Genomic DNA, 14,870 nt, shown 5'->3' on the forward strand with positions numbered 1-14,870 from the left:
CGGTGTCCGGCGGGCCCTTGCCCCGCCGGACACCGCCCTGTTGACTCGGAGAATGAGCAACAACGGGGATTCCCTGGACGGTTACCGACCCGTCGCGGAGGACACCGGCGGCCGGCGCAGCCAGGCACAGCGGGACGCGGTCACGGTGGAGATCGGATACGCCCTGGCCAGCGCGGCGTTCCTCGCCGCCGTCGCCTTCGGGGTGGTCGCAGGCCCCGCCCTCTTCCTGGACCTGTCGCGGGGTGCCGTACGGGCGCTCGTCACCTCGGGCGGTGTCCTGGCCGCCGCGCTCTTCGCCCTCCGGGTGGCCACCGTACTGTGGCGGTTCCGCGGCGGTGCGGCGCCCTCCGCTCAGCCCAGCCAGCCGGGGCGCACCAGGCCCGACTCATAGGCGAGGACGACCAGTTGGGCGCGGTCGCGGGCGCCCAGCTTCACCATCGTCCGGCTGACGTGGGTCTTGGCGGTGAGCGGGCTGACGACCAGCCGGCGGGCGATCTCGTCGTTCGAGAGGCCGATGCCGACGAGCGCCATCACCTCGCGCTCCCGGTCGGTGAGTCCGGTGAGCGAGGCGACCGAGTCGGGTTCCTTGGAGCGCGCCGCGAACTCGGCGATCAGCCGCCGGGTCACCCCGGGCGAGAGCAGCGCGTCACCGCCGACCACCGCCCTTACGGCGCGCAGGAGTTCGTCGGGCTCGGTGTCCTTGACGAGGAAGCCGGAGGCACCGGACCGGATCGCCTCGAAGACGTACTCGTCCAGTTCGAAGGTGGTGAGCATGACCACCTTGACGTCCCGCAGCCCCGGATCACCGGTGATGCGCCGGGTCGCCGCGAGACCGTCCAGTACGGGCATACGGATGTCCATCAGGACGACGTCGGGGCGCAGTTCACGTACCGAACGCAGCGCCTGCTCTCCGTCGGCGGCCTCCCCGGCCACCTCGATGTCGGGCTGCGCGTCGAGCAGCGCCTTGAACCCGGCCCTGACCAACGACTGGTCGTCGGCGAGCAGTACGCGGATCACCGGTCCTCCTTGGCCTGCCACGGCAGCACCGCCAGCACACGGAACCCTCCGTCGTCGCGCGGCCCCGCCTCGATCGTGCCCCCGAGGGCCGCCGCCCGCTCCCGCATCCCGGCGAGCCCGTTGCCGCTCCCGCCCGCGTCCACGCCGGTGGCCGGCCCGTCATCGTCCACCGTCAGCCGCAGCACGCCCTCCGCGTGATCGAGCCGCACCCGCGCCTGCCGCGACCCCGAGTGCCGTACGACGTTGGTGAGGGCCTCCTGCACGATACGGAACGCCGCCAGATCGGTGCCGGGCGCGGACTCGGGCGCCTCGCCCCGGACGTCGACCGCCAGACCGGCGCGCGCCGCCTGCTCGACCAGTTCGGGAAGCCGGTCGAGTCCCGGCGCCGGAGCGCGGGGCGCCTCACCCGGGGCGCGCAGGGCGCCGAGCACCTGGCGGACCTCGCCGAGCGCCTCCTTGCTGGCCGTCTTGATGGTGGTGAGCGCGGTCCGCGCCTGCTCGGGGTCGGAGTCGAGCAGCGCGAGGCCCACACCGGCCTGGACGTTGATGACCGAGATGCTGTGGGCGAGTACGTCGTGCAGTTCGCGGGCGATCCGCAGCCGCTCCTCGTCCGCGCGCCGCCGGGCCGCCTGGGCCCTCTCGGCACGTTCGCGGGCCCACTGCTCACGGCGCGCCCGGAACAGTTCCGACAGTGCCACGACCGCCACCACCCAGGTCGCGACGCCGGCCTCCTGGACCCAGGGGGCCGGGCCGTCCCCCGCGGGCGGCAGCCAACGGTAGAGCCAGTGGGAGACCAGCAGATGTCCCGCCCACAGCAGCCCGATCGCCGTCCAGGCGGCCTTGCGGTGACCGGCCACGACCGCGCTGAAACAGCCCACGGCCACCGGCAGGAAGACCGGCCCGTACGGGTAGCCGGCGGCGATGTAGACGAGGGCGACCACGGCTGCGCCGAACGCGACCACCACCGGGTACCGCTGCCGCCACAGCAGCAGCCCGGAGCCCGCCACCAGCAGGACGCGCGCGAGGACGTCCAGGCCGAGCCGGTCACCCTGCTGCGCGTGGGCCGCGAACGCCGAGCCGAGCAGCACGAAGACGGTGACCAGCAGCGTGGAACGCCACGGCCACCGCGCGCCGCGCTCCTCGTCGCTCCAGCGGCCCCAGCCGGGCGGCCCGTGCCACCGCCGGGGCGGCCCGCCCCGCGCCGGGGCCGCGGCCGTGCGCTGCTCTTCCATGACGGCCACGCTAGACGCCCACACCCGCCCCCGGCGTCCGCCGGACGAGGTGATCACCCGTACTACCCCGGGAGTACGGGAAGTAGGGAAAGTACGGAAAGTACCGGAAGTACGGGAAGTACGGGAAGTACGGGAAGTACAGGTACTGCCCAGACGCCGGCCGGTTCAGGCGGTAGCCCCCTGCTCCGGATAGACGAGCCCCACCTCATGGGCGAGCCGCCCCGCCGCCTGCCGGAAGAACGGCTCCCGGTCCTCCACGACCCGGTTGAACTGGCCGAACACCTCGAAACCGATCAGCCCGTAGAGCTGCGCCCACGCCGCCACCAGCGGCACGATCACCTCGGGCGGCAGGTCGGGCGCGAGATCCGCCGACATCCGCCGCGCCTCCACCGTCAGCTCGGCCGACAGCTTGATCCGGGCCACGCCCTTGCCGCGGTGCGCGTCCCGCACGATGTCGATCAGCAGCAGCCCGACCCGGGCGGCGGCCGGCACGGTCTCCTGCGGGGCGACGTACCCGGGGACGGGAGAGCCGTAGATGAGGGCGTACTCGTGCGGATGCTCCAGCGCCCAGCGCCGGGCCGCCGCGCACACGGCGATCCAGCGGTCCCGGGGGGCGTCGTCGGCCACTGCGGAGTGCGCGGACTCGGCGGCCTCGCCGAGGGAGTTGTAGGCGTCGATGATGAGGGCGGTGAGCAGGTCGTCCCGGCTGGGGAAGTAGCGGTAGAGCGCCGAGGAGACCATGCCGAGTTCGCGGGCAACGGCCCGCAGGGAGAGCTTGGCGGCGCCGTCCGCGGCGAGCTGTCTGCGCGCCTCGTCCTTGATGGCCGCGGTGACCTCGATCCTGGCTCGGGCCCGTGCCCCTCGTGCGGTACTCATGCGGAGCAGTCTCCCACGAATCCAGAGCAGTGCACACAAACGAGAGCGTCGCTCTGGAAGCAGAGCAGCGCTCCACACCGCCACCGGTGACCCAAAACGAGAGCAGCGCCCAAATTAGAGAGCACCGCTCTTGCTTTGGATCACCCTTCTCAGGCAGACTCGAACCAAGCGAGAGCAGTGCTCACAAAAGAGAGCGGCGCTCCCACCACGGATCTCAAGGGGTCACCGTGTCGACACATGTCCAGAAGCCCGGCTGGTTCACCGTCAACGTCCTCAACCGCTCCGTGGCCTGGACGACCAGGCGCGGCCTGAGCGTCTGGGGCTCCCGGGTGCTGGCCGTGCGCGGCCGCAAGAGCGGCGAATGGCGTACGACGCCGGTCAACCTGCTCACCGTGGACGGGGAGCAGTACCTCGTCGCTCCCCGCGGCCATGTGCAGTGGACGCACAACATGCGGGCGGCCGGCGGCGGGGAGCTGCGCCTCGGCAAGAAGGTGGAGGCCTTCACCGCCGTCGAGGTGGCCGACGACGAGAAGGTCCCGCTGCTGCGCGCCTACCTCAAGCGCTGGAAGGCCGAGGTCGGGGTCTTCTTCGGCGGGGTCGGCCCCGACTCGTCCGACGAGGAGCTGCGCCGTATCGCTCCCGACCACCCGGTCTTCCGGATCACGACCGAGAGCTGACGCCGGCCCGCAGCGCTGCCGGCCGGGCAACCAGTCCATCGCCCCGCCGCCCGCACCACTGCTGCCCGGACGACCAGTCCATCGCCACCGGCGACCGACTTTCCGACCGGCCGCCCATCCAACCCTCTGCCCCTTCGCCCCTCCGACCCTCCGACCCTCCGACCCTCCGACCGGCCAACGCTCCTACCGGCCGGCCGGCTCACCCACCTAGTGGCCGGCCTACCGACCCACCTACATACCGGCTCAACCCCAACCGGCCCCCCGCCCGCCTCCCGCCTACCCCTCCGCGATCCTCGGCTCCGCGCCCCGGAGTTCGGCGTCCGTGCCCTCGGCGCCCGTCGTCTCGGTGTCCGTGGCGTCCTTCGCGTCCGGTCCCTGGGGCGTCCGGTCGAGGACGCTCAGGGCGCGCCCGGCCAGCGGGTGCGACCGGACCAGTTCGCCGAGCGTGGTGGAACCGCGGGTGATCCCCATGAACGCCTTCCACACCGGGCGGAAGCCGGTCAGCGCCGCGTGGAACATGCCGGGGCGGCGCTCGAACGCGGCGAGCAGCCGCTTGCCGACGCTCATCTCGACACCGAGCCCGGCCTTGATCGCGAACGCGTAGTTCAGGGCCTGGCGGCGGGCGTCGACGGCGTCGTGCGCCTCGGCGATGCGGACCGCCCACTCCCCCGCCAGCCGGCCCGAGCGCAGCGCGAACGAGATGCCCTCGCGGGTCCACGGCTCCAGCAGTCCCGCCGCGTCCCCGCAGACCAGCACCCGGCCTCGGGACAGCGGCGAGTCGTCGGCGCGGCAGCGCGTCAGGTGGCCGGAGGAGATGGCGGGTTCGAAGCCGGCGAGGCCGAGCCGGGCGATGAAGTCCTCCAAGTACCGCTTGGTGGCGGCGCCTTCACCACGGGCGGAGATGACGCCGACGGTGAGGGTGTCCCCCTTCGGGAAGACCCATCCGTAACTGCCGGGCATCGGGCCCCAGTCGATCAGGACGCGGCCCTGCCAGTCCTCGGCGACCGTGTCCGGCACCGGGATCTCGACCTCCAGGCCGAGGTCGACCTGATCGAGCTTCACCCCGACGTGGGCCCCTATGCGGCTCGCGCTTCCGTCGGCGCCGACGACCGCGCGCGCCAGGACGGTCTCGCCGCCCTGGAGGACGACGGCGACGGTGCGGCGGTCCGGCACGGCGGAGCCGTGCTGCTCGACGCGGGAAACGGTGGCGCCGGTGCGCAGTTCGGCGCCGGCCTTCTGGGCGTGCTCCACGAGCTGCTGGTCGAACTCGGGCCGGTTGATCAGCCCGAACAGCATCTGCCGGGAGCGCCGGGTGCGGGCGAATCTGCCGTCCATCGAGAAGGTGACCGCGTGCACCCGGTCCTTGAACGGCAGTTCGAAGCCGGGTGGCAGGGAGTCGCGCGAGGGGCCGATGATGCCGCCGCCGCATGTTTTGTAGCGGGGCAGTTCGGCTTTCTCCAACAACAGGACGCTGCGTCCCGCGACCGCTGCCGCATAGGCGGCCGAAGCGCCCGCGGGCCCCGCGCCGACGACTACGACGTCCCACACCCGCTGCTCGTCGTCCGCCGCACGCCGCACGTCGTCCGCCGAAGAGTTCTCGCTGCTCACGTTGGTCTACTGCTCCCAGTCCAGCCGTCTGCCGCACCTGTCCCGAGCATCCTACGGCGGGCATCGCCGCAGGCCACTGTGGGAGGATCGGCAGCGCACGCGTCCCGCACACCGGGGCGGGTGCGCGTCACCGATCACTTGTACACGGAAGTACAACGTCGCACCTACGAGGAGCGTGCCCATGACGTCGAATCCGGTCGCCGAGACCGTCGCCTCGCTCATGCCCCGGGCGAAGGCGGAGCTGACCGAGCTGGTCGCCTTCAAGTCGGTGGCGGACTTCGACCAGTATCCGAAGAGCGAGAGCGAGGGCGCGGCGAACTGGATCGCCGACGCGCTGCGTTCCGAGGGCTTCACGGACGTGGCGCTGCTGGACACCCCGGACGGCACCCAGTCCGTGTACGGCTACCTGCCGGGCCCGGAGGGTGCCAAAACGGTCCTGCTGTACGCGCACTACGACGTGCAGCCCCCGCTGGACGAGGCGTCCTGGGCGACTCCGCCGTTCGAGCTGGTGGAGCGTGACGGCCGCTGGTACGGGCGGGGCGGCGCCGACTGCAAGGGCGGCGTCATCATGCACCTGCTGGCGCTGCGGGCGCTGAAGGCGAACGGCGGCGTGCCGGTGCACGTCAAGGTGATCGTGGAGGGTTCCGAGGAGCAGGGCACCGGCGGCCTGGAGCGGTACGCCGAGGAGCACCCGGAGCTGCTGACCGCCGACACCATCGTCATCGGCGACGCGGGCAACTTCCGCGCGGGCCTGCCGACGGTGACGGCGACCCTGCGCGGCATGACGCTCGTCCGGGTCCAGGTCGACACCCTCGAAGGCAACCTCCACTCGGGGCAGTTCGGCGGCGCGGCGCCCGACGCGCTGGCCGCGCTGATCCGCGTACTGGACTCGCTGCGGGACGAGGACGGTTCGACCACCGTCGACGGACTGAACGCCGACTCCGTGTGGGACGGGCTTCAGTACGAGGACCAGGCGTTCCGCGAGGACGCCAAGGTGCTCGACGGGGTGGAGCTGATCGGTTCCGGCACGGTCGCCGACCGCGTCTGGGCGCGTCCGGCCGTGACCGTGCTCGGCATCGACTGCCCGCCCGTGGTCGGCGCTACGCCGTCCGTGCAGGCGGGTGCCCGGGCGCTGGTCAGCCTGCGGGTGCCGCCGGGCCAGGACGCGGGCGAGGCGACGAAGCTGCTCCAGGCGCACATCGAGGCGCACACGCCGTGGGGCGCGCGGGTCAGCACCGAGCAGATCGGCCAGGGGCAGGCGTTCCGCGCCGACACCTCCAGCCCGGCGTACGCGTCGATGGCGCAGGCCATGGCGGTCGCCTACCCCGGTCAGGAGATGCAGTCGGCGGGCATGGGCGGCTCGATCCCGCTGTGCAACACCCTCGCCTCGCTGTACCCGGAGACGGAGATCCTGCTCATCGGCCTGAGCGAGCCGGAGGCGCAGATTCACGCGGTGAACGAGAGCGTCTCCCCCGACGAGCTGGAGCGCCTGTCGGTCGCCGAGGCTTTGTTCCTGCGGAACTACGCGGCGAGCTGATCCGCTCCTCCCGAACCTGGCGGTCAGCCGATCCGCACGCCGAACAGCAGGGGGCCCGCGCCGACAAGGCGCGGGCCTTTCCCGTTCCCACCGGACACGCACCGGCGCCGCACCGCGTCCACAACACCGAGGGCACGCTCCGCCAACCGGCCGTGAAAACAGGCCTGTTGAGCCACTACGAGGGTCACGCCACACCCGGTGGGCCGATGCGCCGGAGGGCCTGCGGGCCGACGAGCCGGAGCCGGGTTCGGCCCGGCCAAGTCGCCGTACCGCGTCAGCCGACGGGCACGCCCGCCTCCAGATAGAGGGCCGCGCCGCGCTCGCGGGCACGCAGCGCCCAGCGGAGCCGTTCGTAGCGGACGGGCGGCAGCAGGTCGGCGGCCTCCCGTTCGGTGACGAAGCGCCAGCCGCGCAACTCGGGACCGGGCAGCAGCAGCTCGCGGGCGGCCTGTTCGTCGAGGCGTCCGCCGTCGAAGAGGAGCCGCAGACCTCCGTAGCCGGGCGGGGCGGGCGATTCCCAGTCGATGACGAGGAGGGTGGGCACCTCGTCCAGGGTGAGGCCGGTCTCCTCGGCGACCTCGCGCATGCCGGCGCGGGCGGGGGCCTCCCCGGTCTCCACGACACCGCCGGGGAACTCCCAGCCGGCCTTGTAGGTGGGGTCGACCAGCAGGAAGCGGTCGTCCTGGTCGAAGAGGAGCACACCGGCGGCGACGGTCTCGGCGGTGGGTTCGGGGGTCTGCACGATCTCGCACACGGGCGCGGCCCCGGTGCGCAGGGCCTCGGCGATCCGGACGGCGGTGTCGTACGGGGTGAGCGCGCTGGTGTCCACGGGGTGGGCGTCGGCGGAGAGCCAGGTGAGCGCGGCCCGGTAGGGCTCGATGTGGTCGTAGGACCACTGGCGCACGCGTCTCTCCCCGTCGGGCTCCGGAGGCACCTCGCGCCCGGCTATTCGCTCGCGCAGGATCGTTTCCGCCGGGGCGAGGAGCACATGGTGGACGGGGATGCGGCGAGCGGCGAGTCCGCCGAAGATCTCGTCCCGGTACTCCTGGCGGAGCAGGGTCATGGGGACGACGAGGACGCCGCCGAGTTCGGCGAGCATCGCGGCGGCCGTGTCGACCACGAGCCGGCGCCAGATGGGCAGATCCTGGAAGTCGCCGACCTCGGCCAGGTGTTTGGCGGGGAGCAGGTGCCTGAGTGTGCCCCCGATGACCTCGGGGTCGAAGAGCGTGCTGTCCGGGATCAGCTCGATCAGTTCCCGTGCGGTGGTGGTCTTCCCCGCACCGAACGCACCGTTGATCCAGAGGATCACGATTCCCCCTCTTCTGTTGGCCCCCTGAGGCTTGCCCGCTCCACCCTGCCACGGAAACCAGCCGCTGATGAGGGGCTCAGACGGCGCGGCGCCGGTGTCCCCGGGGTGGGGAGCACCGGCGCCGAGGGGGCGGGGTCCGTCAGTGGTTCGGGCCGCCCAGGGCGCCTTCGTCGACGGCCAGGCTGTCGCTGCCGACGGTGTGGTCGACGGCGCTGAGCGTGTCGTTGACGTTGAGGTCGCCCAGGGAGTCGGCGTCCAGGGCGTGCGACGGGGTGATCGCCGCGACGACGAACCCGGTGGCGAGGGAGGCGATGGCCAGCATGCTGCGCTTCTTCATGCCCGGTTCAACTACGAAGACGGGCACGGGGTCACGGGTGCGTCACATTCCTCGCCCGGCCTGCGGACGGGCGGTGCGCGCCCTCGGCTCTTCAGGTGAGGGGATCGCACACCTTCCAACAGAGTCCGACAGGTCCTAACGTAAACGCGCACCATTGTCGCGGACATGAGGAAACGCGATCCGGGATCCCGTCTGTCGCGAGTTCGGAGGAACGTAACGATGCGTCACCTTCACACCCGCACCACCCCCACACCCCGCCCGGCACCTCCAGGCCGCACCCCGTTCCCCGCCCCGGGCCGCCGCGGCAGAGTGGCCGGAGCGCTGGCCGTCGGCCTGCTGTGCGCGGCCGGACTCACCACCCCGGCCCTCGCCACCCCCAGCGCCGCCCCGCCGGCCGCCGCCACACCGGGCACCGGAACACAGAGCAGCCCCGCACAGGGCCACGCCGCCCCGACAGCTCCCACCGCCGCGCGCACCGCCCCCACCGCCCGCTCCGCCTCCCCCACCCTCGCGGACGGGCTCGCCCTCACCCCTCCCATGGGCTTCAACAACTGGAACTCGACGCACTGCCGGGCCGAGTTCAACCAGGACATGGTCGAGGGGATCGCCGACCTGTTCGTGGCGAAGGGGCTCAAGGACGCCGGCTACCAGTACGTCAACCTGGACGACTGCTGGGCGCTGCCGAACCGGGACGCGGACGGCAAGCTCGTGCCGGACCCCGCACGGTTCCCGGGCGGGATCAAGGCGGTCGCCGACTACGTCCACGCCAAGGGGCTCAAGCTGGGCATCTACACCAGCGCCGGGACGAAGACCTGCGACAGCGTGGGGCTTCCCGGCGCGCTCGGCCACGAGTACAGCGACGCGCGGCAGTTCGCGGACTGGGGCGTCGACTACCTCAAGTACGACAACTGCAACAACCAGGGGGTCGACGCGCGAACGCGGTACACCACCATGCGCGACGCGCTGCGGGCCACCGGGCGGCCCATCGTCCACAGCATCTGCGAATGGGGCGAGAACAGGCCCTGGGAGTGGGCCGCCGACGTCGGACACCTGTGGCGGACGACCGGTGACATCAGCGACAGTTGGGGCTCGATGCTCTCGATCCTCAAGCAGAACCTGCCGCTCGCGCCGTACGCGGGGCCGGGGCACTGGAACGACCCGGACATGCTGGAGGTCGGCAACGGGGGTATGACGGACACGGAGTACCGCTCGCACTTCTCGATGTGGTCGGTCATGGCGGCGCCGCTGCTCATCGGCACCGACCTGCGCACCGCCTCCGCCGCGACCTTCGACATCCTCGGCAACAAGGAGGTCATCGCGGTCGACCAGGACCCGCTGGGCAGGCAGGGGACGGTCGTCTCCTCGGCGGACGGCCGCTGGGTCGTCGCCAAGGAGATGAAGGACGGCAGCCGGGCCGTCGCGCTGTTCAACGAGACGGGCACCGCGCAGCGCGTCGCGACGACCGCGTCCGCCGTCGGGCTGCCCCGCGCCGACGCCTACACCCTGCGCGATCTGTGGCGGCACCGGAGCACCAACACGGCGGGCACGATCGCGGCCACCGTCCCCGCGCACGGCACCGTTCTCGTCCGGGTCTCCGCGGACCCGGTGTGGGCCAAGAACCCGCCCGCCGTCGAACTCGGCCTGGAGGGCAGCCCGTTGATCGAGGCGGGGAAGACGGTCACGCTGACCTCGACGGCGACGGACCTCGGGCGCGGCTCCGCGAACCGCTTGGCGGTGACCCTGCGCGGCCCCGCGGGCTGGACGGTCACCGCGGCGGGGCCGTCGACCACGGCCTCGCTCCCTCCCGGGCGCGCCCTGCGCACGAAGTGGCGGGTCACCGTGCCCGCCGGAACACCCACCGGGTCGTACGACCTCACGCTGAAAGCCGTCTACCGCTCGCCGTCCGGTGTCGCCGCCGACAGTGAACTTCCCGTGCGGGCCTCGGTGGTGGTGGCTCCGCCGGCGGGCACGTCCTCGCTCGGGGACCTGCCCTGGCTCTCGGCCACCAACGGCTGGGGACCCGTCGAGCGCGACACGAGCAACGGCGAGAGCGGCGCGGGCGACGGAGGGCCGCTCACCATCGGCGGCGTGACGTACGCCCACGGGCTGGGCGTGCACGCCGAGAGCACGGTTGAGTACTACACCGGCGGGGCCTGCGAACGGGTCACCGCCGATGTCGGGCTCGACGACGAGAAGGGCGGCAAGGGCACCGTCGCCTTCGAGATCCGGGCCGACGGGACGAAGGCCGCCGCCACCGGCGTCCTCACCAACGCGATGCCCGCACAGCGGCTCACCGCCGACGTCACCGGCGCCCAGGTGGTCCGGCTGGTCGTCACCGACGGCGGCGACGGCATCGACTCGGATCACGCGGACTGGGCGGACGCCAAGCTCAGTTGCTGAACCCCCATCACGGTGAAGGCTCAACTCCCTTGCACATTAAGGTCAGCGGGTGCGGGCCGCTCAAGTACGGGAGTTGAGCCTGGCAGGACTCAACTCCCGTACGGGCGAGGCCTCGTAGCCCGTGAACGGGAGCACGGTGAGTCAGACGCGGGCCGAGGGTGTGTTCGCCTTGCGGGTGAGCGCGGCAGAGGCGGCGCCGACCAGTCCGGCGTCCGTGCCCATCAGCGCGGGCGCCACGGTGAGCCGTTGAACGAAGGAGAGCGTGGCGTAATCGGCGAGCGCCTTGCGCAGCGGCGTGAACAGCACGTCCCCCGCCTTGCCGACGCCGCCGCCGATCACGGCGATGTCGATCTCCACGAGGGTCGCGGTGGCCGCGATGCCGGCCGCGAGGGCCTGCGCGGCGCGCTCGAAGGAGGCCACGGCCACCGGGTCGCCCGCGCGGGCCGCCTCGGCGACCGCGGCGGCCGAGGTGTCACCGTCGGGGCCGGGCTGCCAGCCGCCCTCCATGGCGCGGCGGGCGATGTTGGGGCCGCTCGCGATGCGCTCGACGCAGCCACGCGAGCCGCAGGGGCAGAGGTCGCCGTCGAGGTCGACGCTGATGTGCCCGATGTGGCCCGAGTTGCCGGTGGGCCCCGGGTGAAGCTGTCCGTTCAGGACGAGTCCGCCGCCCACGCCGGTGGACACGACCATGCACAGCGCGTTGTCGTGGCCGCGGGCCGCGCCCTGCCAGTGCTCGGCGGCCGTGATGGCGACGCCGTCCCCGATCAGCTCGACGGGCAGTCCCCCGGCGGCCTTGGCGGCCCGCTCGACCAGCGGGTAGCCGCGCCAGCCGGGCACATTCACCGGGCTCACCGTGCCCGCCGAGGCGTCCACCGGGCCCGCGCTGCCGATGCCGAGCGCACCGGCCCTGCCCCACAGCGGGGAGTCGGACAGCTCGCCGATCACGTCCTCGACGGCCCGCATCACGGTGTCGCCGTCCTCCTGCGCCGGCGTCGCGCGCTGCGCGCGCAGCAGGATCCGGCCGTGGCCGTCCACCAGCGCTCCGGCGATCTTGGTGCCGCCGATGTCGAGCGCGGCCACGAGGTCGGTGTGCATCAGAGTCAGATCTCCCATGGGGTGTCGTGACGGGCCCGCCGCGCCGCGGGTCCGGGTGCCTGTCCCCGGCCGGAAACGGAGCAGGATCGGGTCCCGTCGTTCGCCGCGCGGCAGGCGTGCGCGGACGACGGGAACCGTGCGCCCTGGGGAAGACGCAGGCCGGAGATTGCGGTGGACAGTGTCTCCCGCATCTGACAACGTTGTCCAGGCTCTATGCTCGACGCCACATCCTCATACAACCCCATGGACCTACTCATCCCCGTGGACGACAGGACAGGACAGCACATCGTGGCCGAGACCGCCCGCCGATCCGAGAACCGCTACGGCAACCGTCCGACCATGAAGGACGTCGCGGCGCGTGCGGGAGTCGGCCTGAAGACGGTCTCCCGCGTGGTCAACAGCGAGCCCGGGGTCACCCCCGACACCGAGCGGCGCGTCCAGGAGGCCATCGAAGCCCTCGGCTTCCGCCGCAACGACAGCGCCCGGGTGCTCCGCAAGGGCCGCACCGCGAGCATCGGTCTCGTCCTGGAGGACCTCGCCGACCCCTTCTACGGGCCGCTGAGCCGCGCGGTCGAGGAGGTGGCCCGGGCGCACGGCGCCCTGCTGATCAACGGTTCCAGCGCGGAGGACCCGGACCGCGAGCAGGAGCTGGTCCTCGCCCTGTGCGCGCGGCGGGTGGACGGCCTGGTGGTCATCCCGGCCGGTGACGACCACCGCTATCTGGAGCCCGAGATAAAGGCGGGCGTCGCCACGGTGTTCGTGGACCGCCCCGCCGGGAGGATCGACGCCGACGTCGTCCTGTCCGACAGCTTCGGCGGCGCCCGCGACGGCGTCGCCCATCTCATCGCGCACGGGCACCGCCGTATCGGCTTCATCGGCGACATGCCGCGCATCCACACGGCCGCCGAGCGCCTGCGCGGCTACCGGGCCGCCATGGAGGACGCCGGGATCGTGGTCGAGGACGGCTGGATGTCCCTCGGCGTCACCGATCCGCAGCGGGTGCGGCTCGCGGCCGAGCAGATGCTCTCCGGCCCCTCCCCCGTCACCGCGGTCTTCGCCGGCAACAACCGCGTGACCGTGACCGTCGTCCGTGTGATCGCCGAGCGCGGCCGTCCGGTGGCGCTGGTCGGCTTCGACGACATCGAGCTGGCCGACCTCCTGGAGCCGGGCGTCACGGTCGTCGCCCAGGACGCCGCGGCCCTCGGCCGCACCGCCGCCGAACGGCTCTTCCGCCAGCTCGACGGCACGCTGCTCGCCCCCGAGCGCATCGAACTTCCGACCCGCCTGATCACCCGCGGCTCGGGCGAACTGCGTCCGGCACGCTGAGGGTTGACCGCGACCAGGGGGCACCGGTTACGGGCCGGTGCCCCCTGTCCGCCGATTCCGGCTTGCCGACCGCCGCCCGCTGGTCGCGGCTACCCGCGGCCGGCTACTGGCCCGAGATCGTCAGATCGCCCCGGCGCGGCGACGCGAAGGCCTCCAGGTCGGCCCGGGTCTGGCCCGTGGCGCGGGCGACCTCCGCGATGTCGAGGGCGCCGCAGTCCAGGCCGCGCAGCAGGTAGCCGCTGAGGGCCTTGGCGGTGGCGGGCTCGTCCATGACGTCGCCGCCCGCCTGGTTGGCGTACCGGGCGAGGCGGGCGGCGGCCTGCTCGAAGCCCTCCCGATAGAAGGCGAAGACGGCCGCGTAACGGGTCGGGATGTGGCCGGGGTGCATGTCCCAGCCCTGGTAGTAGGCGCGGGCCAGGGCGCGTCGGGTGAGCCCGTAGTGCAGGCGCCAGGCGTCGTGCACCTTCTCGGTGGTGCCGACGGGCAGGACGTTGGTGGAGCCGTCGGAGACGCGGACGCCGGTACCGGCGGCGGCGACCTGCATGATCGCCTTGGCGTGGTCGGCTGCCGGGTGGTCGCTCGCCTGGTAGGCGGCGGAGACGCCGAGGCAGGCGCTGTAGTCGAAGGTGCCGTAGTGCAGGCCGGTGGCGCGGCCCTCGGCGGCCTGGATCATCCGGGCGACGGTCGCGGTGCCGTCGGTGGCGAGGATGGACTGGCTGGTCTCGATCTGTATCTCGAAGCCGATCCGGCCGGGCTCCAGACCGCGCGCCTTCTCGAACTGCTCCAGGAGCCGGACCATGGCGGTGACCTGCTCCGGGTACGTCACCTTGGGCAGCGTGAGGACGAGGCCCTCGGGCAGGCCGCCGGCCTCCATCAGGCCGGTCAGGAAGATGTCGAGGGTGCGGATGCCCCGGTCGCGTACGGGGGCCTCCATGCACTTCATGCGGATGCCCATGTAGGGGGCGGCGGTGCCGTTCTCGTAGGCCTCGGCGATCAGCCGGGCGGCGCGGGCCGCGGTGGCGTCCTCCTCGGCGTCCGGGCGGGGGCCGTAACCGTCCTCGAAGTCGACGCGCAGGTCCTCGACGGGTTCGCGCTCCAGCTTGGCGCGGACTCGGTCGTGAACGGGCCCGGCGAGGTCGTCGGACAGGCCGAGGACCGCGGCGAAGGAGGCGGCGTCGGGGGCGTGTTCGTCGAGGGCGGCGAGGGCACGGTCACCCCAGGTGCGAAGGGTGTCGGCGGCGAACGCGTCGCCGGGGACGTACACGGTGTGGACGGGCTGGCGGGTGCCGGGGTCTCCCGGGTAGCGGCGCTCCAGTTCGGCGTCGACGGGCGCGAGGGAGGCGCTGATCTCCTCGCTGACGGCTCCCGCGAGGCTCGTCGCCACGTTCTCCTGCCGGCCCTGACCCATGCCATACCCTCCTGTTTTCCGCACTACGGAATCAACAATCCGTAGAAC

Annotated in this window: 13 protein-coding genes; 5 read left to right on the top strand and 8 right to left on the bottom strand. The window is 72.6% G+C overall.

The window, feature by feature from the left end:
* Positions 1–52: 52 nt before the first annotated feature.
* Entirely contained in the window at positions 53–391 is a 339-nt protein-coding gene (locus AB0912_RS11780) for a DUF6332 family protein (RefSeq protein ID WP_366698308.1), read from the top strand.
* Here AB0912_RS11780 and AB0912_RS11785 read toward each other — a convergent pair.
* From AB0912_RS11785 to AB0912_RS11795, 3 genes are all read right to left on the bottom strand, one after another.
* Complete coding sequence (locus AB0912_RS11785) at positions 352–1,017, bottom strand: response regulator transcription factor (protein WP_366698310.1); 666 nt, start codon at positions 1,015–1,017, stop codon at positions 352–354. The two genes, AB0912_RS11780 and AB0912_RS11785, sit on opposite strands and share 40 nt — an antisense overlap.
* Positions 1,014–2,249, bottom strand: a complete 1,236-nt coding sequence (locus AB0912_RS11790; RefSeq protein WP_366698312.1) for a sensor histidine kinase — start codon at positions 2,247–2,249, stop codon at positions 1,014–1,016. The genes AB0912_RS11785 and AB0912_RS11790 overlap by 4 nt, the downstream gene beginning before the upstream one ends.
* A gap of 165 nt (positions 2,250–2,414) precedes the next feature.
* Positions 2,415–3,125, bottom strand: a complete 711-nt coding sequence (locus tag AB0912_RS11795) for a TetR/AcrR family transcriptional regulator (RefSeq protein ID WP_366698314.1) — start codon at positions 3,123–3,125, stop codon at positions 2,415–2,417.
* A gap of 227 nt (positions 3,126–3,352) precedes the next feature.
* On the opposite strand from AB0912_RS11795, the gene AB0912_RS11800 reads away from it, so the two are divergent.
* The gene (locus AB0912_RS11800; protein WP_366698316.1) at positions 3,353–3,802 is read left to right on the top strand and encodes a nitroreductase family deazaflavin-dependent oxidoreductase; all 450 of its coding nucleotides are present in this window, start codon (positions 3,353–3,355) and stop codon (positions 3,800–3,802) included.
* Positions 3,803–4,078: 276 nt separating this feature from the next.
* Here the strand turns inward: AB0912_RS11800 and AB0912_RS11805 are convergent, their stop codons facing one another.
* Positions 4,079–5,410, bottom strand: coding sequence for a geranylgeranyl reductase family protein (locus AB0912_RS11805; protein WP_366698318.1), 1,332 nt, complete (start codon positions 5,408–5,410; stop codon positions 4,079–4,081).
* 181 nt (positions 5,411–5,591) lie between these two features.
* Here AB0912_RS11805 and AB0912_RS11810 point away from each other — a divergent pair, with 181 nt between their 5' ends.
* Positions 5,592–6,947, top strand: a complete 1,356-nt coding sequence (locus AB0912_RS11810; RefSeq protein WP_366698320.1) for a dipeptidase — start codon at positions 5,592–5,594, stop codon at positions 6,945–6,947.
* 274 nt (positions 6,948–7,221) lie between these two features.
* Here the strand turns inward: AB0912_RS11810 and AB0912_RS11815 are convergent, their stop codons facing one another.
* Together AB0912_RS11815 and AB0912_RS11820 are read right to left on the bottom strand one after the other, a co-directional pair.
* Positions 7,222–8,259 (bottom strand): NUDIX domain-containing protein, encoded by a 1,038-nt coding sequence (locus AB0912_RS11815; RefSeq protein ID WP_366698530.1) that lies wholly within the window; start codon positions 8,257–8,259, stop codon positions 7,222–7,224.
* A 136-nt stretch (positions 8,260–8,395) separates the two neighbouring features.
* Complete coding sequence (locus tag AB0912_RS11820) at positions 8,396–8,593, bottom strand: hypothetical protein (protein ID WP_366698322.1); 198 nt, start codon at positions 8,591–8,593, stop codon at positions 8,396–8,398.
* Between the two features lie 537 nt (positions 8,594–9,130).
* Here AB0912_RS11820 and AB0912_RS11825 point away from each other — a divergent pair.
* Entirely contained in the window at positions 9,131–10,993 is a 1,863-nt protein-coding gene (locus AB0912_RS11825) for an NPCBM/NEW2 domain-containing protein (protein WP_366698532.1), read from the top strand.
* Positions 10,994–11,134: 141 nt separating this feature from the next.
* Here the strand turns inward: AB0912_RS11825 and AB0912_RS11830 are convergent, their stop codons facing one another.
* Positions 11,135–12,088 (bottom strand): ROK family protein, encoded by a 954-nt coding sequence (locus tag AB0912_RS11830; protein ID WP_366698534.1) that lies wholly within the window; start codon positions 12,086–12,088, stop codon positions 11,135–11,137.
* 243 nt (positions 12,089–12,331) lie between these two features.
* On the opposite strand from AB0912_RS11830, the gene AB0912_RS11835 reads away from it, so the two are divergent.
* Positions 12,332–13,414, top strand: a complete 1,083-nt coding sequence (locus AB0912_RS11835; protein ID WP_366698324.1) for a LacI family DNA-binding transcriptional regulator — start codon at positions 12,332–12,334, stop codon at positions 13,412–13,414.
* A gap of 103 nt (positions 13,415–13,517) precedes the next feature.
* Here AB0912_RS11835 and AB0912_RS11840 read toward each other — a convergent pair whose 3' ends face one another.
* Positions 13,518–14,822 (bottom strand): aldolase/citrate lyase family protein, encoded by a 1,305-nt coding sequence (locus tag AB0912_RS11840; RefSeq protein WP_366698326.1) that lies wholly within the window; start codon positions 14,820–14,822, stop codon positions 13,518–13,520.
* Positions 14,823–14,870 lie beyond the last annotated feature (48 nt).

Source organism: Streptomyces sp. NPDC007084, from assembly GCF_040703595.1.
Taxonomy (GTDB): Bacteria; Actinomycetota; Actinomycetes; order Streptomycetales; family Streptomycetaceae; genus Streptomyces.

Bases quoted from the DNA above. Each gene is read 5' to 3' on its own strand.
- AB0912_RS11840 (WP_366698326.1), bottom strand. From the start codon at position 14,822: ATGGGTCAGGGCCGGCAGGAGAACGTGGCGACGAGCCTCGCGGGAGCC.
- AB0912_RS11820 (WP_366698322.1), bottom strand. From the start codon at position 8,593: ATGAAGAAGCGCAGCATGCTGGCCATCGCCTCCCTCGCCACCGGGTTC.
- AB0912_RS11790 (WP_366698312.1), bottom strand. From the start codon at position 2,249: ATGGAAGAGCAGCGCACGGCCGCGGCCCCGGCGCGGGGCGGGCCGCCC.
- AB0912_RS11780 (WP_366698308.1), top strand. From the start codon at position 53: ATGAGCAACAACGGGGATTCCCTGGACGGTTACCGACCCGTCGCGGAG.
- AB0912_RS11830 (WP_366698534.1), bottom strand. From the start codon at position 12,088: ATGCACACCGACCTCGTGGCCGCGCTCGACATCGGCGGCACCAAGATC.
- AB0912_RS11825 (WP_366698532.1), top strand. From the start codon at position 9,131: ATGGGCTTCAACAACTGGAACTCGACGCACTGCCGGGCCGAGTTCAAC.
- AB0912_RS11795 (WP_366698314.1), bottom strand. From the start codon at position 3,125: ATGAGTACCGCACGAGGGGCACGGGCCCGAGCCAGGATCGAGGTCACC.
- AB0912_RS11810 (WP_366698320.1), top strand. From the start codon at position 5,592: ATGACGTCGAATCCGGTCGCCGAGACCGTCGCCTCGCTCATGCCCCGG.
- AB0912_RS11835 (WP_366698324.1), top strand. From the start codon at position 12,332: ATGGACCTACTCATCCCCGTGGACGACAGGACAGGACAGCACATCGTG.